This window comes from Paenibacillus apis (assembly GCF_018333295.1).
Lineage (GTDB): Bacteria > Bacillota > Bacilli > Paenibacillales > Paenibacillaceae > Fontibacillus > Fontibacillus antibioticophila.
On record NZ_BORS01000021.1, the window covers coordinates 44766 to 65396 of the forward strand.

Genomic DNA, 20631 nt, shown 5'->3' on the forward strand with positions numbered 1-20631 from the left:
CAGTTTGCCGCACTGCTCCCAGGTCAACCGCCGCAAGGCCCTGGTCCGCCCATCATGTTCGTAAACCCGCAGGCTCCTTGCTCGGAATAGAGGTCAGAGAATTCTTCGCGGTGGGCTGCCGGGATCACAAAGCGATCGTCATACTTGGCAATCGCCAATAAACGGTACATCTCTTCGGTCTCTTTCTCTGTCATTCCGAACTGCGCCAGCAATTCGGCGTCGGTCTCCTTGTTCAAATTCCGCGCACGCATATGAGAACGCATGACAGCCATTTTCTTCAACACTGTCTTGATTACGTCGGTATCGCCTGCCGACAGCAGATTCGCCAAATACTGGACTGGAATTCTCATATCGTCAATAGCAGGAAAAATATCATCCGGCGATGCAGTCGCCCCTTTGCCTTCCACCATGTTTGTAATCGGGCTAAGCGGCGGTACGTACCATACCATCGGCAAGGTCCGGTATTCCGGGTGCAGCGGAAGCGCGATTTTCCAATCGACCGCCATTTTGTAGATCGGCGAACGCTGGGCATATTCAATCCAATCCTCCGGAATGTTAGCTTCGCGGGCTGCAGCAATCACTTCAGGATCGTTCGGATCAAGGAAAATGCTCAATTGCGATTCGTACAGATCTTGTTCATTCTCCACCGAAGCTGCCTCCTCGACGCGATCGGCGTCATAGAACATAACCCCCAGATAACGGATTCTGCCTACGCAGGTCTCCGAGCAGATCGTTGGCAAGCCTTGCTCGATCCGCGGGAAGCAGAGCGTGCATTTCTCCGCTTTGTTCGTCTGCCAGTTGAAGTAGACCTTCTTGTAAGGACAGCTTGATACGCAGAACCGCCAAGAGCGGCAAGCATTCTGGTCTACAAGCACAATTCCGTCTTCCTCGCGCTTGTACATCGCACCCGATGGGCAGCTCGATACACAGGACGGATTAATGCAGTGCTCGCAAATTCTCGGCAGATACATCATGAATACCTGTTCGAATTCCATGCGAACGGCTTCTTCGATGCCAGCCATGTTCGGGTCTTCATATCCCGACTCATGCACACCCGCCAGATCGTCTTCCCAGTTCGGACCCCATTCGAGATTCATATATTCGCCGGTAATTTTCGATTTCGGACGCGCTACCGGCTGGTGCTTCAGTTCCGGGCTTTGCTGCAGCTTCTCGTAATCGTAATCCCATGGCTCATAGTAATCGTCAATCGTCGGTTGGTCCGGATTGTGGAAGATATTCATCAGCCGGTTGGCACGGCTGCCGGAGCGAAGCTCCAGCTTGCCGTTCTTCAATACCCAACCGCCTTTATATTTGTCCTGGTTCTCCCACTGCTTCGGATACCCGATGCCTGGCTTCGTCTCGACGTTGTTGAACCACATATATTCTGCGCCCTTGCGGTTCGTCCAGGTGTTCTTGCAGGTTACCGAGCAAGTATGACAACCGATACATTTATCCAAGTTCATGACCATCCCGATTTGCGCTTTAATCTTCAAGCCAGTTCACCTCCTCAAGTTTGCGGATCACGACGTACAGATCCCGTTGATTGCCTGTTGGTCCGTAGTAATTGAATCCGTAGCTAAGCTGTGCATACCCGCCAATCATATGAGTTGGCTTCACATGGATACGTGTCGGACTGTTGTGCGTACCGCCGCGCGTTGTGGTGACGTCGGTTGCCGGAACGTTGATCGTCCGATCCTGGGCATGGTGCATATAGGCCATTCCTCTAGGCATCCGGTGGGTAACGACTGCCCGGGCAACTACAGCGCCATTCTGATTGAAGCATTCAATCCAATCGTTATCGACCACATCGGCCGCGGCTGCATCATCCTTGTTGATCCAGATGGTCGGGCCGCCGCGGAACAGCGTCAGCATCGGCAACGAATCGAAATACATACTGTGAATGGACCATTTGCTGTGCGGCGTCATGAAGTTCAAGACAATTTCTTTGCCTTTCTTGGCCGGACGATTCTTGTTCGTATGGAAAGGCGCATGCTTCATCGTCGGCTTGTAAATCGCCAGGTTCTCACCGAATTCCGTCAGCATTTCGTGATCCAGATAATAATGCTGGCGTCCGGTCAAGGTACGGTAAGGGATCAAGCGCTCCACATTTGTGGTGAACGGCGAGTAGCGTCTTCCATGCTGCTCCGATCCGCTGAACGCCGGGGAGGTAATTACCGTCTTCGGCTGAGTTGTAATTTCGTCGAACGTAAAGCGTTCTTCGATCCGATCCTCCGCCAGATCCTTCAGCTTGAGCGCCGTCTTCTGCTCCAGGGACTCCCAGGCCTTTACAGCCATTTTCCCATTACTGGTCGTGGACAATGTGAGAATGGCTTCGGCCATATGACGATCCGTCACCAGCTTCGGACAGCCCTCGCTGATTCCCGGCTCCTCGACGACGCCGTTCACTTTCTTCATAAGCTCATACTCATTGGCTGCAGACCAGTTGATTCCTTTAATGCCATAGGGCTTATCTTTGATGTTCGGGCCAAGCGCGGTCATCTTCTTGTAGACGGAAGCATAGTCCCGCTCTACCACCACAAATTTCGGCATGGTCTTGCCCGGAATCGCCTCAATTTCACCCTTGCTCCAATCCAGAACCCGGCCGAACGGCTGAGACAGCTCATCCGGTGTATCATGCTGTAGCGGCATCGCTACGATATCGCGCTGCGGTCCGTCGAATTGGCTTTCTGCCATTTGAGAGAAGGTCTTCGCAATCGCCTTGAACGTCTCCCAGTCCGACTTGGACTCCCAGAGCGGCGGCACCGCAGGGTTGAACGGATGGATGAATGGATGCATATCGGTCGAGGACAGATCGCTCTTCTCATACCAAGTTGCCGCCGGAAGCACGATATCGGAATAGACCGCGGTCCCGGACATCCGGAAGTCGATATCCACCATCAAATCGAGCTTGCCTTCTGCCGCTTGGTCATGCCATCTGATCTCTTCCGGACGCATTGTCTCGGAGTCATCGTTGAGCAGACCGTTATGCGCGCCGAGCAAATACTTCAGGAAGTATTCATGCCCTTTGCCGGAGCTTGAGATCAAGTTGGCGCGCCAGACAAACATCACCTTCGGATGATTGCCCTCCGCATCCGGGTCCTCAATTGCAAACTCCAGATCACGGTCTTTCAGCCGTCCTGCTACATAATTCGCGATTGCTTCCGGTGTGTCATGTCCTTTGGCTGCCGCTTCATTCGCCAGATCAATCGAATTCTCGTTGAATTGCGGGTAGGAAGGCAGCCAGCCCAGACGCGCAGCCATGACGTTATAATCCGCATAGTGTGCATAACGCGCCTTATCTACAAGTGCTGATGTGTGTCCATCAACCGGGTTGGATTCAAAGCGCCATTGGTTCGTTGCAAAATAGAAGAAGGAAGTGCCGTTCTGTTGGCGCGGCGGCATCGTCCAGTCCCGTGCAAAGGCGACATTCGCCCAGCCTTCTGCCGGACGAAGCTTCTCTTGACCGACATAATGCGCCCAGCCTCCGCCGTTCACACCTTGGCAGCCCGTCATCAATACCAGGTTAAGCACACTGCGATAAATCGTATCCGAGTTGTACCAGTGGTTAATGCCCGCGCCGACGATAATCATCGAGCGTCCCTGGCTGTCTACCGCATTTTGCGCAAATTCGCGGGCGATCTGAATGACGGATTCACGATCCACACCTGTGATCTGCTCTTGCCATGCCGGTGAGTAGACCGTGCTCGCATCATCGTAGTTACTGCCGTTGACGGAATCGACTCCATATTGGGCAAGCATCAGATCGAAGACACTCGTCACGCGATAAGATTGTCCGTCTGCCCCCGTAATCGTACGATAAGGGATCGAACTTGAGATAGCCGATTTGCCTTCATCAGCGAAGTAAGGCAGCTTGAGCTCAACCTGTCCTTCGGCGGTTCCGCGGAGCCCGAGCTGCGGAGAGATTTCTTCACCTGTGAAGGTGTCCACCATTTCAAGGTTCCATTTGCCCTCCTCGCCCCACCGGGATCCGATTGTTCCGTTAGGGATGCGAAGCTCGCCGGTATGCTCATCGATCAGGACGGTTTTCCATTCGGCATTGTTCGTATCGATGCCAAGATCCTTGGCTGTCAGGAAGCGGTCTGCCGTATAAGCATCCCCCTGCTCCTGAAGCAGCACCAGGAATGGGAAGTCCGTATATTTCTTCGAATATTCATTAAAGTATGGCGTGCTGTTTTTCACATAGAATTCATTCAGAATGACATGCCCCATTGCCATCGCAAGCGCTCCGTCGGTTCCTTGCTTGGCAGCGAGCCATTTATCCGCAAATCTTACGAATTCCGCATAATCCGGGCTAATCGATACAACCTTGGTGCCGCGGTATCTTGCCTCGGTCATGAAATGGGCATCCGGTGTCCGGGTCATGGGCAGATTCGAGCCCCATACAAGCAAATAGCTTGAATTATACCAGTCACTGCTCTCCGGTACGTCGGTCTGATCGCCCCAAATCTGTGGTGATGCAGGCGGGAGATCCGCGTACCAATCATAAAAGCTAAGTAACGGTGAGCCTACGAGCGACAGGAAACGTGAGCCCGCAGCATAGCTGACCATGGACATGGCCGGAATCGGAGAGAACCCGATCACGCGGTCAGGACCATTTTTCTTAATCGTATGCAGCATGGATGCGGAGATAATCTCTGTAACCTCATCCCAGGAAGCACGTACCATGCCGCCTTTGCCCCGAGCCGATTTGTAGATTAGCTTTTGTTCGTCATTTTCAACAATCGAGCTCCAGGCAGCGACCGGGTCCTGATAAGTCCGTTTGGCTTCACGCCATAATTGGAGCAGCTTGCCGCGAATATAAGGATATTTCACCCGCAGCGGGCTATAGAGATACCAGGAGAAGCTTGCGCCACGAGGACAGCCGCGCGGTTCAAATTCAGGCATGTCGGGTCCGGTTGTCGGATAATCCGTCTGTTGCGTTTCCCAGGTGACAATGCCGTCCTTCACAAATATTTTCCAACTGCATGAACCTGTACAGTTCACACCGTGTGTTGAACGCACTACTTTGTCATGCTGCCAGCGGTCGCGGTACATATGTTCCCAAGAGCGATCCTCGTGAGATACTTCACTCCAGCCTTCCGCGTTCTTCTCGCGCTTTCGGAAAAACTTTAACTTCTGCAGTAGCGGGTTGGTTTTGTTCATCGTTCCAGCTCCTTGCGCTTATTGATACTATAATTGTAGGCGCTAGGATCGATCATGAAGAGGGGGGAACTCCCTCATTCCGAGGTAGGGAATCCCCGTTATATTGAGGATAGGAGTGACAATGCGAGGTGAAGTGCTGATTTAATCACGGTTGTTTCATCTTTTAGTGCGAGCATGGGCGCTGTGGAATTTGAGGGGAGTTCACTAAGAGAAGCGGGATCCCTCTCTTCCCCTGTCCCTGTCCAGCTAATCCATAGCCGGATGTTGGACGCTTCACAAAGAAGCTTCTGCTGTTCATCCAATTCGCGAAGCAGAGCAATTTTGGGGTAGCGGGCCGACTTGAAGCCCTCCGCAATCAAAATGTCTACTCTGCCGTACATGCTGCTTGCGATTTCATCCAGTGTCATCGGTGCCTGGCTCATCACTCTTGTTGCCGACTTCGACGTGAGTACGGTCTCTAAAGCACCATGGGACAGATGCCTTTGGCTGTCTGTCCCATCGTCGTCCAACTGAAATTCATGCGCATCATGCTTGGCAGAGCCAACGCGGAGACCGCAGGCTGTGAGCTCGGATATCAGCTTGCAGGCAAGGGTTGTTTTGCCGCTGTTCTTATAGCCGATGATCTGCAGTACAGGAACCACGTTATTCATTGCACCTGTATCTCTCCAGGCAAGCTTCGAATACATAAGTTGTACTCCTTTACTATAGAGACTGTCCCATAATCCCCTGTTAATGATTCTGCGTGCCGGGGGTAACGTGTGAAGGTTGCTTTCGATCGCTGTTGCTCGCGGATTTCTTGGTTGAATAAGCCATCACAAGGTAGAAATCCACTCGCAAAGGCGACCGCTTCGCTTCTGCAGCAACCTTCAAACTTATACCCTTTTTACGCAGGCTCTTAGCTTGTCTTTATAAGGCCCAGTTGCTCGACATGTAAAATACATGGAGTTTCGTACAAGGCCGGACCATCATGAGGCCGGGGTTCATTTCAGGTGCGTATCCTGTTTGCATGCCAAAGGTAGCATGTTTATTGAGGCACCTATATGGCGTAGCTATGTGCAATCTTGTATAGTTGTCGAACTAGCAGGCGAAGTGGCATGGGCATAAGTGTGAAGGGTTGTGAAGAAGCGGAGCGTTCGCCTTTGTGAGCGGATTTCTCCCTTATTAGAACTTAGTCCAATTGAAGAAATCCGCGAACAACAGCGATCGTAGCAACTCTTCACACGTTGCCCCACCTAACTCGCAATTCAAATAGGGCTACGCGCACAATCCTTAGCTCAACTTAGATAGCTCCCGCCTCATGCAAACTTCTTGGATAGCTCCGACGGATCAATTTCGTTGAACACGCCGACATAATAGCTGATTTCCCCCATGTCGTTCTGGATGCCGTTGATCGTCAAACGCTGCAAATACATTTCCCCGGTCTGCTTCCTATTCCAGATGTTCCCGGACCAGGCCTTCTTCTCTCTAAGCTCTTTCCACATGGCGTCATAAAATGCTTTGTCATGCTTGCCGGATTTCAGGAACCCCGGCCTCTGACCGATGGCCTCCTCCGATGTATACCCCGTAATTGCCGTGAACGCAGGGTTGACGGTCTGAATGATCCCTTTCGGATTCGTTACGAGAACCGCTTGCGAGGTTCCATGTACAATTTGCTCTGCCAGCTTCATTCGGTCATTCCAGTACATGTACAGTACCAGCAGGATACTGCAGAGGGCAACCATAGCCAATGACATAAACCCGATCGCATAATGACCTGTCATCGAGAGCAACAGGGTCAGCATCAATGGCGGGAAGAAGCCCCCCAATCCGCCTACCGCGGAAATAAGCCCGTTTGCAATCCCTGACTGCTTCGAGAAATAAAGCGGGACCAGCTTGAAGATCGTACCGTTGCCAAGACCTGCGCACAGCCCGATCATCAGACAGCCGAAAGTAAAGAGCGGAATCGTCGGTGAAAATGCCAGAATAATGGCGCCGATTGTAAGTCCCGTAAATACAAACAGCAGAATTTTGAAAGGATTAAACTTGTCGCCGAGCCATCCGCCTACCGGACGCATAAAGGTCGCCAGGGTGACGAAGCCTGCTGTCCGAAGCCCCGCATCCACCTTCTCGATACCAAAGTTATTAACGAGGTGATTCGGAAGGAACACGGTAAAAGCTACGAAGGCTCCGAAGGTAATAAAATAAAAGAAACAGACCAGCCACAATTTTTCGTTTTTGTAAATGCCCTTGATTTGCTCGGAAAGGGAAGTTTCGAGCTTGGCTTCCTTCCGGTCGCCGATGAAGAAATTTGCCAGAATAAATATTCCAAGCAACACCAGATAACACTGCACCGTGGTGCGCCAGCCGAACTGAGACGCCAGGACGGGTGCGAAAAAGGTGCTTAGTGCCGAGCCCAGATTGCCCAGGCCATAAATTCCGTTTACCAGACCATGCTTTTCTTTTGGATAATACTTCGGCAAGGATGTCACTCCGACCGAGAAGGTTGCTCCCGAGATCCCCAGAAACAGCCCGCCGATCAACAGGTCCACGAAGCTCTTGGCCTGGCTGATGTAGAATACGGGAATCAGGAGAATCAGAAAGCTGATGAGAAACATGAAGCGCGCCCCGTATTTATTCGTCCAATACCCGAAGGGAATCCGCAAGACGGAGCCCAGTACAACAGGCACGGCTGTGACTAGCGACAACTGGCCCGGTGTAAGCGGAATTCCTTCTTTAATAAATACAATGAGCGATGATAGAATGCCCCACACTGCAAATCCGAGAATTAAACTCAACGTCTGCAAGGGAAGTATGGCTTTGGTTGATGATTTCATGCGCTTCCTCCTTGTAAAGTCAACAGCTAATGACTCTATTATCCCGGGAGGCAGACCTAAAAAAAATTGGGGAATTCCCTCATTTGCTTTCTAGGAAATTCCCCATCTCATATTTGCTTATGATGCGAGTTCAAAAAGTCAGCTTTTCAGCACTGAAGACCGACTTTTTGAACTACCTCTTATGGATTCCAGATCTGCTCATCCAGTAATAGACGAGTAGGAAGCGTAAACCGCACGGACTGCCGTTCGGCTTCCACTGCGATTTCAAGGTCGCATTTTAAGGATATCAAAAGATCATTAACGGGATTAAATAGATCCTGGGACAGCGGTTCGCCTCCAACGCACTGAAATTCAATCCGTGTATGACCCAACTCATCCTGCTCCATTGTAACGCTTGCCTGATGGATGGAACGCATGCTGTGATGAACCAGCAGGTCGAGAATCTCCCCAATCTGCTGCTGCCGAGTGTGAGACAATCTCGTAATTCGTTGATCGAGCAATTCACAGGTTATTCCTTCCGCCCGGAACTCTCGCAGCCGCTGCAAAAGCGGACTCTTCACGTCGGTATGCTCCGCCCGCTCCTGCTCTTTTGCAGGCTCAAGGACCACGGTACTGTCATATAGCACGGCCAGCACAGCCGCACTTTGCTCCACCCGCGCAATCTCCTGCTCGTGATATACCCGCTCCTGCCGCTGTCCTACAAGAAGCACACCGTAAGATTGCTTCTGCTCCGGCCGCTTCGAATCCACCGAGACGCCAACGGCGGACCGGATCGCTTCCACAAGGAAGATCGGATACTCCAGCATCTCGTCTCGCACCTCCTCGGGATAAGAGGTAACGATATGCGGACGCTTGGTTTGCATGACTTTGCCGGCCATCCCTCTGCCCATGCGAACCGTTATTTTACGATAACGCTCCGATTTGGCACCAAGCGCTATTTTCCAATAAATATCCCGATAATTGGCATCCGCAAGAGCAACGGCAACAAAATCCAAGGCCAGGTCCGACTTCAACTGCTGGAGTTCTTGCTGAATCTGCTGCTGGATGGTCAGCGATTGATCGTCCTCCCTAGTCAAAATCAAGCAGCCCCCTTCTGAAGGCGAACTTCATTAATTCTCGCCGATTATTGAGCTGCAGCTTATCCATGATATTCGCTTTGTGGTTCTCTACTGTTTTTACGCTGATCGAGAGCAGCTCGGCCGCTTCCTTGTTCGTATAGCCTTTGGCGACTAAGGTTAACACCTCTTTTTCACGCTCCGATAAGGTTTCGAAGGTGTCCTGCGGCTCTTTGGAGTGTCCGTGCAAATACCCCTCTATGACCTTTTTCGTCGCCGTAGGATGCAGGTAGACCAATCCTTGATGAACCTGCTCGATCGCTGTCACCAGCTCCGTAATCGGCGCTGATTTCAGAATGTAACCGGAAGCCCCGGCTTTAAGGGCCCGGAACAAATATTGCTCATCATCATGCATCGTCAAAATAATAACCTTGACCTCTGGCATGGATTGCAGCAATTCACTGGTTGTATACAGGCCGTCGCGCCCGTTCGGCATGCTCAAATCCATCAAGACCAGATCGGGATGAAGCTCCAGCGACTTCTTGATGCAAGAAATACCGTCCGCGGCCTCCCCGATAACCTTGATTCCCGGCTTCGTATCCAGTACGGCGCGAAGTCCGCTGCGAACGACGGCATGATCGTCGACGATTAGCACTTTAATATCCATCGCTGCGCAAATCCTCCTTACGGCCAGAGATCTCATCCGCTTCAATCGGCACTCTGACCTGAATGGTTGTTCCTTGTCCGGGAACCGATTCAATCTCAAATTCTCCGCCTAATATCTTAACTCGCTCTTCCATGCTGTATAGGCCGACACCCTGCCGCAGCTCCGTTGTCAGTTCGAATCCGACGCCATGGTCGCGGATCAGGAGCTCAGCCGCCTCCGGGAGCAGCTTCAGCCCGACGTTCACCACTTCAGTATGCGAATACTTGGCTGCATTCGTCAAGGCTTCCTGCACAATCCGGTACAGGGCGATCTCATGTCCTGCCGGCAGTCGGCCGCTGTCGCCGTCAATCGAGAACAGCACTTGAATGCCGAACTTCTGTCCATATAATTTTACGTAATTCCGGAGTGCTGCCACAAGCCCGATATCGTCTAGTGCGGATGGCCGCAGCTCCACAGATAAATCCCGGATGTCTTCAATGGTGTGACGAATGGACTCCTGCAGGGAATCAATGGATTCGTCGGCTGGTGTGTTTACGGGCTCCTCCAATTGGCCCTTCAGCACTTCGGTCTGAATCAAAATGCTGTATAGCGACTGGCCAATCCCGTCATGCAGCTCGCGCGAGATGCGTTTGCGTTCATTTTCCTGGGCGGACAGAATCGAGTGCGTAATCATTTGCGCAATCCGGTGCTGCTCTTCCTGCCTGTTCTTCTCGACCGCCTGAAGCCGAATGATGTTCAACGGACCAAGCACCGGATCTGTATAGTGCGACACACTTGCATTCATAGACTTGGTTATCCCGTCTGAGGTTGTAATCAACACTTCAGTATGCTGCGAAGCTGGCTCGGTAATAAAGCAATTTTGATAACTGCAGCGCTTGTTCAACCCGGGATAGTTGGAGCAATGATTGCAAAAGCTGACGCTCGCCGGCTCCTCCGCCCAATGCAGCAGGTGCTTGGCAGTGGGATTCATGCGGATGATATTCAAGGTATTGTCCGTTACCAGAACGCCATCGGGGCTGTGCATGAACACATTCGAGAACAGCTCCTGCTCCGAACGCAGCTTGCGGCTCTGCCAAAAGATAATAAAGAAGAATAGCGTGGTAATCATCAATACGAACAGAAAAATGGGCGTGTCATCCTGCCAGCTGCGATTTTCCACCTGTAAAATGGCGCGAATCGCCAATACGATGATCAAAGTAGTCGTGATGGTAAGTATACCGTTATGTACCATGAATTTGACGAAAGTTCTTGTTCTCTGGGCTGTTGAAATCAATGCTTTTCACTCCTCTCGTCCTTCGTTTACATGATCCTTCAGCTAATAATACAATTGTGACATATATCACGAACTATGAAAAGCAGGTTTTCCACTTGAACTGTGACGATTCTTAAGCACTTTACGGCAAAAAAAGAGGGCACCCAAAAGTCATTGACTAATGGATACCCTCAAGCCTCTTCAAGCTTCCATGGGTGAGGAACAAGCTCAGGACCTCTGGCTGTACGAAGCAGAACCTTGCCGGTCCTGCTCTTCACCAGCTCATGCAGCAAGTAGGCTCCCTCCGGGGTCTCTAGTTGGATATCAGTTCTGACCGGCAAACGATCAAGCTGTCTCAGCAATCGCGATGCCCATTCAGCTTGCGCCCTTCCCTCTAGTACGGACGACATGTCGATGACGAGGTCCAGATCGCTGGATTCCTTCAAGACAGGCGCCCCCGTCGCCATCTCGAATCCTCCGCTTCCGGCAGGTCCCCATCTGCAGCCGGACAGAACCTTGGCAATCTCTTGCATCACTCGAATGACCGGCAACGGACGGCGATGCTCAGAGACATTGTTCCACAGCTGCTGCCGGGCAATATCATAAGGTGTAATGATTCTGGCGGCTCCGGCTGGGGATAAATAAGCACCCATTCGCTGACTTCGTTGGTCACCGCGAATACCGACAGGGATATGGCCGGATCCGGAAAACGGAGCGCGCCGAACGACGACGAACGGAGCATGCCACAAGGAATCCTTCACCCACCCAAGCCCCTCATCCTCAACTTCCGTGAAAGATAAGGCAGCAATATCCGATAGCTCAATCAAATCATGCGGCCGGATTACCATTGCTGTCTTAACGCCTCACGCACCCGCAGCGTCGCTGCCCGTCCTCCATTCTGCGCTGCCTCGCTTTGCAGGCGGGAACTGATGAGGTCGCGAGGAGCAGTCTCAATCGAGGCAATTGCTTCGGCAATGGCGAATTCAACTGCCAGCAGATCCTTGGTTCGAGGAGCATCTGCTTGAATGTCCTGCAATAAGCGGAATAACGAGCCCAGCGTGCTATAGCTGGTTATATCATAAGCCATCGCCGGTACTTTGCTTGTCGCCTCCTCCAGCTCTGCGCTGCTTCTGCGTGTAATCCGCGCCGCCGAAGTCTTGGACATGGCCTGAATATGAACTCCGGGATCATCCAAAGCGATAAGGCGGTTGGCCTGAAGGCCATGGGCCAGGAAGGCGCCGGAAATTGCGTTGCCAACGATGAGAGCGACCACCGGATGCCCCTGCATTCTGGCACAAGCATACGCATCCGTGCTTGCCGCCAGCGCCAGGCTGATCCCGATCAGCTCCTCGCTGTAGCCGTAGGCTTGACTCGGCACATCAACGATAGCAATGATCGGGCGTTTATTCGCCGAGTCCTGATCCAGCCGAATTGCATCGCGAACCAGCTGGGCGACCGTCCATCCCTCCAACAGTCCGACCTCTCCATCTTTTGCACGTGGATAGCGGCTTGTAGCATCAGGGACAACGGAGATATACCGGCATATTTGTCCATCCTTAACGATATCTGCCGCCAGCACAGAAGGAGTATCGCTCACCGGATGGGCCATGCCAGTTAATGCAGCAAACCACCGATAACCTCGGCTATCTGCTTGATCGCTAGGACCTTCTTTTGCATACGATGGAAATTGATTTATAGGATTAACCTTCTCATACAACTCAACATAGTTATCAGGAGTCCACTTCTGTGCCGGGTCGAATTGGCTGAGCAAGCTAAGGTAGAAATCAGTCTGCAACGTTTTCGGCGCTTGGGCAGGACGCTTCATCGCCTGATAGATCGCAGCAGTCAAGGCCGCGGCATCATCCTCCACAAGCTCGTCAATTAACCCGGTAGCCTGACGCTGACGGGCTCCGATTGTATTCCAGATCAGCTCCTTGTCCCGGGAATCAAACTCCATGACCCCTGCCTCCTGTTCAATTACTTCAGGGCCATTCAAGCCGAGCCGGGCCATTCGAGTAGCAATCAAGGTGCTTGCCAGCTCCGCGACGATAGACATGCCGCCAAATGCACCGATGCGCCCGGGGATGACCCCGATGACGGGCACATGCTCCCGCAGGGCAACTACCTGTGCGCTAATTTCGGAGATGGACAACAGACCGTAATTCGCTTCCTGGAGCCGAACTCCGCCGGTATCTAAAAGCAGAATGGGAACGATGCGATCTCCCTGGATATTTGCCTCCAAAGCAAGCTCCAGCGCACCGGATATCTTGGCCCCGCCAACCTCTCCAATCCCGCCTCCCTGAAATGCGCCTTCAATGGAAATAACCAGCACCTGTTCTCCTTGAAGCATGCCTCTCGCCACGATCACACCATCATCGCTTTGCGGTACAATTCCTTGCGGCTCCAGGTGTGGAGAATAGAGCCTGTCAAAGGGCCCGACCAGCTCGCGGAAGGTATCCCGGTCAAGCAGTGCCTGTGCGCGTTCACGCCCGTTCAGCTCCACATAGCTATTCTGCATAGCCCAGCACCTCCAGCACTTGCGTTAATCGAAGCATCACGACCCCGGGCGTAGCCCCGTAATCGTGGATGGTCATTTGAGCTATAATCGGATAACGGGTGAAAAATCGAGTCAGCACATGGTCCCAGGTCTGTCCGAATCCCTCGCTCCCGGTCAGCACCTTTACCTGTGCCGTGCCGCCCTCTCCCGGCTCCACAAGGATCTCCAGATCGCCCGACCCAACCACACCGATATGAGCCGATTGAGTAATCGGTCTTGAAGCGGCATATTGAAAATGTAATTGTTCCATCGTTATAGCTCCCTTCCCCTTTCATCATCCACGCCAAGAAACAAAGCAGCAGCCAACAAATCAGCGCTTCCGCCCGGTGACAGACGTCGTGAGCGGCAATAATCGCCCAGTCTGGTGAATTTCTCTTCGAATTCCCCCATATTTCCACTAGCCGCCCGGAGACAGGAAGCCGCTAGCTCCTTAACTGTTGTTAAAGCGGCACTCCCTCCGCGATGCAAAATGCAGGTATCATCCACCGCAGCCATCAAGGCCAGCAGAGCTTCCAAACGCGCCTCCTGCTCATTCTTACCCGCTCTCCTTGCGCTCAGCAGCGCAGGCAAAGCTTCATTTCGAATATGAGGAAATCCCTGCTGCGCCTCCTCGTAAGCGCCGCTAATATTATATTTGCGCTTTACAATTTGTCCATTAGTCTCTTTCTCTTCCACAGGACAATAACGGTCCTCATAGGAAGCAATCACACCGGCAAGCCGCAGCACCCGCTCATTATCAGCTTCATCGGCGCAGACGGCACGGGCGCTGGTCAGAAGGCCGAGCGCCCAGATCGCGCCTTTGTGCGTGTTGACCCCTTCTGTGACCGTGTACATCCGCCTTTCCCCTTCTCTGCCGATGCGGGCAATCTTCTCCCGCAGCTCTTGATTGGGGGAACGGAGGTAAGAGACGCTGGCGATTTCCTCAAACGTTCCTCGCAAAGCCTCTGCCGAATTGATCATCAGTTCCAGAGACATATCGCTATGTGCCCCGCTGCTTCTCGCATCCACCAGGCCTGGCTTTGGGGTAAGCCTTGCTTCTTCAGTCAATGCCCACACCGCTCTGGAAGCAAGTGACTTCGCAAAGCCTTCGATATCGTGTCGCAGCATCGCCATAGCCTACGACCAGCTCCTGAATTTCGCCGGCGGATCATATAAGCCATCCGACCAGGTCACCAGATCGCTGATTGATTGCGCGGCCAGCAGAGAACGCTTGGCCTGCCGCCGCTGGATTCCCAGATCCTCCGGATACGCCACAATGCCGCGGTCGCGGAGATCGGACACTTCATGCTCACGGCTCTCCAGACCGAGCGGCGTTACTCCGGAGATGGCGGCCAGAGCTTGCTTTCTTTCTGCCAGGCTGTCTGTTTTGTACAGATAGGCAATCCCTTCCTCCGTGAGCACATGGGTCAGATCATCCCCATAGATCATGACCGGTGTTATCGCGAGACCGGAGGCGTCCTTCACCTTGACCGCATCCAGCTTCTCCACGAAAACCGGCTTTTTATTCGCCCCATAGGTTTCAACCATCTGTACCACCAGCTTGCGTCCTTTGGACAGCTCGGAAGGCTGCTCGTTCATCGCCAACCAGGCAGCTGACGCATGCCTGCGTCCCCGGGGATCATGCCCCATATTCGGGGCACCGCCGAAGCCGGACAGCCGACCGGCAGTAACTGTGGAGGAGTTCCCGGCATGATCCATTTGCAGCGTCGAGCCGATAAACATATCTACCGCAAACTGACCTGCCACTTGGCACATCGCACGGTTGGACCTCATGGATCCGTCCTTTCCTACAAAGAACACATCCGGCCGTGCCGCGATGTATCTCTCCATGCCCACCTCGCCGCCGAAGCTGTGAATGCTCTCCACCCAGCCCGTTTCGATTGCCGGAATCAGGGTCGGATGCGGATTCAAGGCCCAATGTCTCGCAATTTTACCCTTTAATCCGAGCTGCTCGCCATAGGTTGGCAGCAGCAGTTCAATCGCTGCGGTGTTGTAACCGATCCCGTGATTGAGGGACTGCACTCCATGACGCCCGTAAATCCCTTTGATCGCCATCATGCCCATTAATATTTGCAGCTCGGTGATATGCTGGGGATCGCGGGTAAACAGCGCCTCCAGTGCATAGGGCTTATCCGCCTTCACAATGACATCCACCCAGGAGGAAGGAATATCCGTTCTCGGCAATTCCTCTACGATTTCATTCACCTGTACAATGACGATACCGTCCTTGAACGCCGCTGCTTCTACTATCGTAGGCGTCTCCTCCGTGTTGTTGCCTGTATACAGATTCCCTGCGGTATCGGCCTTGTCTGCCGCGACAAGCACCACATCCGGAATAAGGTCGATGAACAGCCTTCCGAACAGCTCCAAATAAGTATGGATATCGCCAAGCTTCAGCGTCCCGTCCTCAATCATTTGCGCAACACGCAGACTCTGGGATCCGCAATAGGAAAAATCCAGCTTGCCTGCAATGCCCTGCTCAAAAATATCCAGATGCTCCGGCCGCGAAACACTCGACATAATCATATGCAGATCGTGTACCTTGGCGGGATCGACCTCCAGCAGCTTTTGCGAGAGAAAAGACGCCTGCTTCTGGTTGTCTCCCTCAAGAACGACCTTAGCGCCGGGCTCAATCAACGCCTCAAGGACACTTACAATATCGCTCGTATCAATAAACTTTCCTTTCATCCGCGGTTCGATTCCGCTCAGCTTCGATTGCTTCCTGTCCCGCTTTCGACTCCAGGAACGTAATTCCTTGTTCATTCCGCCTGCGCCTCCCACTTTCTGATCAGATACAATGCGCCTTCCATCCCCGTCTCATCAACTGCAATTCCGCGCAAGCAAGGATGGGCCTGCTTAAGCAGGCCTGTCAACGTGTGTCCTGGCGGCATCTCTATAAAGCAATCCGCACCGCTCTCCACACTTACAGTTGTCATATCATGCCAGCAAACAGGATAAACCGCATTTACCGCCAAATCCTCGGCAATCTTCTGCCTGGACCGGGTCGGTCTTCCCGTATGATTTAGCAAGTATGTCATTTTTGCATCCTGCAGAGGAATCCTTTCCAGCATCCCGGACAATTCAGAAGTCAATCCCTCCATTAAAGGAGAGTGCGAAGGCACCGGTACTTTCAAATGGATCGTCTTCGAAGCGCCCCGCTGTTTGGCTAGCTCGAATGCTCTGCTGATCCCTTCTACCGTGCCTGATAACGCAACTTGCAGCTCTCCATTAACATTGGAGCGGTACACCGGAGACTCATCGCTATGCGCATGAACAACAATCCGTTCGACCTCTTCCTTCGTCAATCCCATTATTATTCCCATCCCGTAGCCCGCGGGGTAAGCCCGATCCATCCACTGGGCACGTCGCCAAACCATGCTCAGCGCATCCTCAAAGGATATGACCCCTGCGGTGACTGCGGCTGAATAAGCTCCGATCGAATGACCGGCCACAAAATACGGAATTACGCCCTGCTTCATGAACTCATCCGCAACAGCTGTCCCTTTCAGGAACAGTGCGATCTGCGTCCATAGCGTTGAGGACAAGGCAAGCTCATCATCTCGCGGCATCACGCCAATCACTTCGGCTGCCCTCTCCACGTATGCCGGAATGTCCTGCAGCATATTCGGAGTCTGTGAACCTTGTCCCGGAAATGTAAACACAAGCTTCAGAAGCCCACCTCCTCGCCGAATTTCTTTCCTATGTATCTATTGTATTTATTATTAAAATAGCTGTAAAATAGTTATATTTATCATTATTAATAACCTATAGGTTATAAGGGAGTGTCGGATATGGAGCTTTTACAGTTAAAATATTTCCTGACCACAGCCCGGCATGGCAACATGACCCGTGCTGCCAAAGAACTCTATATCTCACAACCCGCACTCAGCAAAATGATCAAATCACTTGAGACCGAATTGGGTGTTCCGCTATTCGACCGCAAGGGCAAGCACATTGTCCTTAATGCCTTTGGAGAGAAGTTTCTGAAGAGGACCAGCCAAGCGTTGTCCGCCTTGGAGCAAGGAGTTGTTGAAGTTACGGAAATGAGCAAGGAGAATGTTGAGATCATTTCCTTATATGTGGCGGTCGGCTCCATGCTTCTGCCCTGGATTGTCCGCCGGTTTCGGGACAAGTATCCCCATATCCGGTTCAACCTGATCCAGCATCCTGGCAAGACCGGGAAGGCGCTGACCTATGACTTTGCAATTACCTCTGAGCCTTTAGGGCATAACGAGCATGTAATTCTGCTTGAAGAAGAGATTATGCTCGGCGTCCCAAGGCAGCATCATCTCAGCGGCAGGAATGAAGTCACCTTATTGGAGCTTGAGCATGAGAAATTTATTAGCTTGACCACCGGTAATCCGCTGCGAAGAACAACGGACCGGTTCTTTGCGGATTTGCCGTTCAGCCCCGACATCATCTTCGAGAGTGATGATCCGGCCACCGTAAGAGGCTTGATCGAATCCGGCCTCGGGATCTCCTTCATCCCCTCCATTCTGTGGAGCGGACTCCTTACTGAGGATATCAAGCTGCTGCCGATCCGCGGTCATCGCTGCATTCGCACCATCTATCTATCCTGGCCAACCAAAGAGGAGCCGACAGGCTTGGAGCAATCCTTCCTTGTCTTTATTCAACAGCTTTTCAAAGAGATCCTGCCCGGAAATAGACGCTAGACGCTCTTACGGCATGGCTAATAATTCAGACTAGAGTATGTTTATACATCCAGTTCTGTCACTTCTTTTCTATACTCTCGCTCTGGCTCTTCCGGCGAATTAAGCGGTGTCCACACTTGGGCGAAAAATGGATCCACTTTGGCGCGAGCTGCATAGTTCCAGCTTTCACGTTCACAGACCGGGCACCAGTGCCCCGCTTCCAATACCAGACGCGGGCTTGCTTCAAAGTCGTGTCCGAAAGCGCAAGTAAACTTCAATTTCCCCCTCCAATCCCCAGTATTCATTTCGTTTGAGGAGCAGTGTCCTCCCCGGAATTGAGCAGCTCCTTTCACATCCTCCAGGTTCAACTCCCTTTCCGGCTTGTTCTCATCGTAGCCATGATCAATCCATATGACCCGATCCCAATCCTGAAAGTGCTCGAACTCATTAATACCGGATGGGATTGCCTCCCATGCACGTTTGCTGCCCCAGTAAGCATCGATCTTCTCTTCCATATTCTGCTCGAAGAAGCGAACCGTCCCATGCTCCGTACGCGCTTCCTTCAAAAATACTTTCTTCATAATACTTCCCATCAGCTTTTGTCCGCCCGGAAGCTTGCATACTAGGCGGGATATTGGAGCTACCGGTCCTAGTGAATCCAGGTAGGAATCATAGAAATATTGCATGCTGTCTCTGCGGAAGTGAAGATGCTCCTCCAGCTTGTCCGAATCCAGATAATAGGTTCCATGAAAATTTCGTGTAGCGTACCATTTAGGGTTAATGACATATTTCAAATTTTTAAATCCGATCGCCCCATAGAGCTCTTTATACATAGCGTAAGTATCTACCCTGCAGCTTTCGCCGCCGCCAATATTATACACATGACCCCAGAAACCCTCAGACAATTCCCCCGAATAATCCAAGCGGCAGAGGTTGCCAAGCATTCTGCCGGAATCCCGGTCAGAAACATATTCAAGCACATTATTCAGACAATTGTGGAACATGATTGCATCCTTGATCTTGCTCATTGCAGGTCCCATTATTCCGGTCTGTCTCAGACTCACCCAGTATTTTAGTCCCGATTCGATCAGCAGTCGTTCTGCAGCGATTTTAGATACCGCGTAATAGTCGTAAATGCTTGGCTTAATGGGATCGCCTGCCCGCCCCCAATGAATAGGCGGCATCCGGTCCCCGGTTTCAGCAATCGTCCCGATCGACACAACCTTGACTTCCTCCATTCTTCCTTGCTCCTTAATCGCGTGAATGATGTTACGCATGGAACCATAGTTCACCTTCATTGCCAGCTTAGGCTTATAGTCCGCTACAGGAGAGACCAGTGCGGCAACATGCAAGACAATGTCCGCATTTTTGATACATTCATACACATCGTCTTCCTTAGTCAAATCTCCCCAATGGATAGTGAGGCCTTCTTTGTTCTCATAATCCTTAAGAGCTCTGCGATCTGTCTCTGTATCGAGCACCAACAATGTAATATCCAGCTTATCGGTATCCTTTAGCAGCTCTCGAAGCACATGAGAACCCATTCCTCCAGTAGCCCCGGTTAATAATACTCTTCTCTTAATCATCCTTTTTATCTCCCTTCAACTACAAGCTGATAATTATGTTATAATCCAAGTATCTACGACACGGTGTCTATTTTACAACCAACAGTTGATCTTATCTTGATATAAGATAGACACTTGGGATGAATATGTTGGGAGCTCGTCAAAATAGTAAAAATTGAAAGTAAAAAGGATGAATATCATGAGCAATCGTGAAAACCAACGAGTCAGATTGACGAAATCGCTACTGAAGAACAGCCTGATCGAACTAATGCAATCCAAGCCGATTCACAAGCTGACCATTAAAGAACTTTGCGAGCATGCAGGTATTAACCGGTCTACCTTTTACCTTAATTACAAGGACCAGTTCGATCTGTTGGAGGATATTGAGCAAGAGGTAATGCTTCAAGTGAGGGGGCATATTGAGAGGATTGTTGGAAATTTTCAATTGCTGCAAGGGCTGCTAGAGTATGTGAAGGACAATGGCAGGGTATTCAGTGTACTTCTCGGACCAACGGGAAATTCCTCGTTTCCTTCCAGCTTCGTCTCTTCAGCGATCACTACCTTGAGAGCGAACCTGCTTTTGACGGGTAAAGAAGCTCAATCAGATTATATTTATCACTATTTGACTATCGGCTGTTTAAGTATGATTAGCCAGTGGATTGATAGGGGCTTTGATTTAAGTACGAAGGAGCTTTCTGATATGATCTTCATGCTGTCTGACGGAGCCGCTTCAGTCTATTCCAATAAGAACACTTGATTCAACCCAAACCCACTCCCGTAAAATCAGCACCACCCGTATAACGGGTGGTTTGCTCTGCGGCTGAAAGCCTTTGTTACTGGCCAGCCCTGAAAGGGCACTGAATGATCCGCCAACCGCACTACTTTTTTAGCTACCCCTAAAGGGGTT

General features: G+C 51.6%; 16 protein-coding genes. 2 read left to right on the forward strand and 14 right to left on the reverse strand.

Annotated features, from left to right (window positions below):
* Positions 1-23: 23 nt before the first annotated feature.
* The 13 genes from narH to KI362_RS22500 all read right to left on the reverse strand — a co-directional run bounded on the left by narH (position 24) and on the right by KI362_RS22500 (position 17169).
* A complete protein-coding gene (gene narH / locus KI362_RS22440; RefSeq protein ID WP_044478573.1) occupies positions 24-1493 on the reverse strand; it encodes a nitrate reductase subunit beta in 1470 nt (489 codons plus the stop codon).
* Entirely contained in the window at positions 1483-5163 is a 3681-nt protein-coding gene (locus tag KI362_RS22445) for a nitrate reductase subunit alpha (protein WP_301630619.1), read from the reverse strand. The genes narH and KI362_RS22445 overlap by 11 nt, the downstream gene beginning before the upstream one ends.
* Before the next feature lie 98 nt (positions 5164-5261).
* A complete protein-coding gene (mobB, locus tag KI362_RS22450) occupies positions 5262-5849 on the reverse strand; it encodes a molybdopterin-guanine dinucleotide biosynthesis protein B (protein WP_301630620.1) in 588 nt (195 codons plus the stop codon).
* Between the two features lie 609 nt (positions 5850-6458).
* Positions 6459-7976 (reverse strand): MFS transporter, encoded by a 1518-nt coding sequence (locus KI362_RS22455; protein ID WP_301630621.1) that lies wholly within the window; start codon positions 7974-7976, stop codon positions 6459-6461.
* Positions 7977-8155: 179 nt separating this feature from the next.
* On the reverse strand, positions 8156-9052 hold the full coding sequence (locus tag KI362_RS22460) for a GAF domain-containing protein (RefSeq protein WP_301630622.1): 897 nt from the start codon (positions 9050-9052) through the stop codon (positions 8156-8158).
* The gene (locus KI362_RS22465) at positions 9045-9698 is read right to left on the reverse strand and encodes a response regulator (RefSeq protein WP_216479963.1); all 654 of its coding nucleotides are present in this window, start codon (positions 9696-9698) and stop codon (positions 9045-9047) included. Before KI362_RS22465 ends, KI362_RS22460 begins: the two co-directional genes overlap by 8 nt.
* Positions 9688-10971: a sensor histidine kinase gene (locus KI362_RS22470; protein WP_301630623.1), complete on the reverse strand. Its 1284-nt coding sequence runs from the start codon at positions 10969-10971 to the stop codon at positions 9688-9690. Before KI362_RS22470 ends, KI362_RS22465 begins: the two co-directional genes overlap by 11 nt.
* Positions 10972-11141: 170 nt before the next feature.
* The gene (locus KI362_RS22475) at positions 11142-11798 is read right to left on the reverse strand and encodes a malonate decarboxylase holo-ACP synthase (RefSeq protein WP_301630624.1); all 657 of its coding nucleotides are present in this window, start codon (positions 11796-11798) and stop codon (positions 11142-11144) included.
* Positions 11792-13468: a biotin-independent malonate decarboxylase subunit beta gene (gene mdcD / locus KI362_RS22480; protein WP_301630625.1), complete on the reverse strand. Its 1677-nt coding sequence runs from the start codon at positions 13466-13468 to the stop codon at positions 11792-11794. Before mdcD ends, KI362_RS22475 begins: the two co-directional genes overlap by 7 nt.
* Entirely contained in the window at positions 13458-13757 is a 300-nt protein-coding gene (locus KI362_RS22485) for a malonate decarboxylase subunit delta (RefSeq protein ID WP_301630626.1), read from the reverse strand. The genes mdcD and KI362_RS22485 overlap by 11 nt, the downstream gene beginning before the upstream one ends.
* Before the next feature lie 2 nt (positions 13758-13759).
* The gene (gene mdcB, locus KI362_RS22490) at positions 13760-14620 is read right to left on the reverse strand and encodes a triphosphoribosyl-dephospho-CoA synthase MdcB (protein WP_301630627.1); all 861 of its coding nucleotides are present in this window, start codon (positions 14618-14620) and stop codon (positions 13760-13762) included.
* 3 nt (positions 14621-14623) lie between these two features.
* Positions 14624-16270: a malonate decarboxylase subunit alpha gene (gene mdcA, locus KI362_RS22495; RefSeq protein WP_301630628.1), complete on the reverse strand. Its 1647-nt coding sequence runs from the start codon at positions 16268-16270 to the stop codon at positions 14624-14626.
* Positions 16267-17169: an ACP S-malonyltransferase gene (locus KI362_RS22500; protein ID WP_301630629.1), complete on the reverse strand. Its 903-nt coding sequence runs from the start codon at positions 17167-17169 to the stop codon at positions 16267-16269. Before KI362_RS22500 ends, mdcA begins: the two co-directional genes overlap by 4 nt.
* Before the next feature lie 129 nt (positions 17170-17298).
* On the opposite strand from KI362_RS22500, the gene KI362_RS22505 reads away from it, so the two are divergent.
* On the forward strand, positions 17299-18180 hold the full coding sequence (locus KI362_RS22505) for a LysR family transcriptional regulator (RefSeq protein WP_301630630.1): 882 nt from the start codon (positions 17299-17301) through the stop codon (positions 18178-18180).
* Between the two features lie 41 nt (positions 18181-18221).
* Here the strand turns inward: KI362_RS22505 and KI362_RS22510 are convergent, their stop codons facing one another.
* Complete coding sequence (locus KI362_RS22510) at positions 18222-19745, reverse strand: NAD-dependent epimerase/dehydratase family protein (RefSeq protein WP_301630631.1); 1524 nt, start codon at positions 19743-19745, stop codon at positions 18222-18224.
* Between the two features lie 178 nt (positions 19746-19923).
* Here KI362_RS22510 and KI362_RS22515 point away from each other — a divergent pair, with 178 nt between their 5' ends.
* Positions 19924-20481 carry a TetR/AcrR family transcriptional regulator gene (locus tag KI362_RS22515; protein WP_301630632.1) on the forward strand — a complete coding sequence of 186 codons (558 nt, stop codon included), beginning with the start codon at positions 19924-19926 and terminating at the stop codon, positions 20479-20481.
* The last annotated feature ends 150 nt before the right edge of the window (positions 20482-20631 follow it).

Coding starts and splice junctions, on each gene's coding strand:
- KI362_RS22445 (WP_301630619.1), bottom strand. CDS start 5,163: ATGAACAAAACCAACCCGCTACTGCAGAAGTTAAAGTTTTTCCGAAAG.
- mobB (WP_301630620.1), bottom strand. CDS start 5,849: ATGTATTCGAAGCTTGCCTGGAGAGATACAGGTGCAATGAATAACGTG.
- KI362_RS22455 (WP_301630621.1), bottom strand. CDS start 7,976: ATGAAATCATCAACCAAAGCCATACTTCCCTTGCAGACGTTGAGTTTA.
- KI362_RS22465 (WP_216479963.1), bottom strand. CDS start 9,698: ATGGATATTAAAGTGCTAATCGTCGACGATCATGCCGTCGTTCGCAGC.
- KI362_RS22475 (WP_301630624.1), bottom strand. CDS start 11,798: ATGGTAATCCGGCCGCATGATTTGATTGAGCTATCGGATATTGCTGCC.
- mdcD (WP_301630625.1), bottom strand. CDS start 13,468: ATGCAGAATAGCTATGTGGAGCTGAACGGGCGTGAACGCGCACAGGCA.
- KI362_RS22485 (WP_301630626.1), bottom strand. CDS start 13,757: ATGGAACAATTACATTTTCAATATGCCGCTTCAAGACCGATTACTCAA.
- mdcB (WP_301630627.1), bottom strand. CDS start 14,620: ATGGCGATGCTGCGACACGATATCGAAGGCTTTGCGAAGTCACTTGCT.
- mdcA (WP_301630628.1), bottom strand. CDS start 16,270: ATGAACAAGGAATTACGTTCCTGGAGTCGAAAGCGGGACAGGAAGCAA.
- KI362_RS22505 (WP_301630630.1), top strand. CDS start 17,299: ATGGAGCTTTTACAGTTAAAATATTTCCTGACCACAGCCCGGCATGGC.
- KI362_RS22510 (WP_301630631.1), bottom strand. CDS start 19,745: ATGATTAAGAGAAGAGTATTATTAACCGGGGCTACTGGAGGAATGGGT.
- KI362_RS22515 (WP_301630632.1), top strand. CDS start 19,924: ATGAGCAATCGTGAAAACCAACGAGTCAGATTGACGAAATCGCTACTG.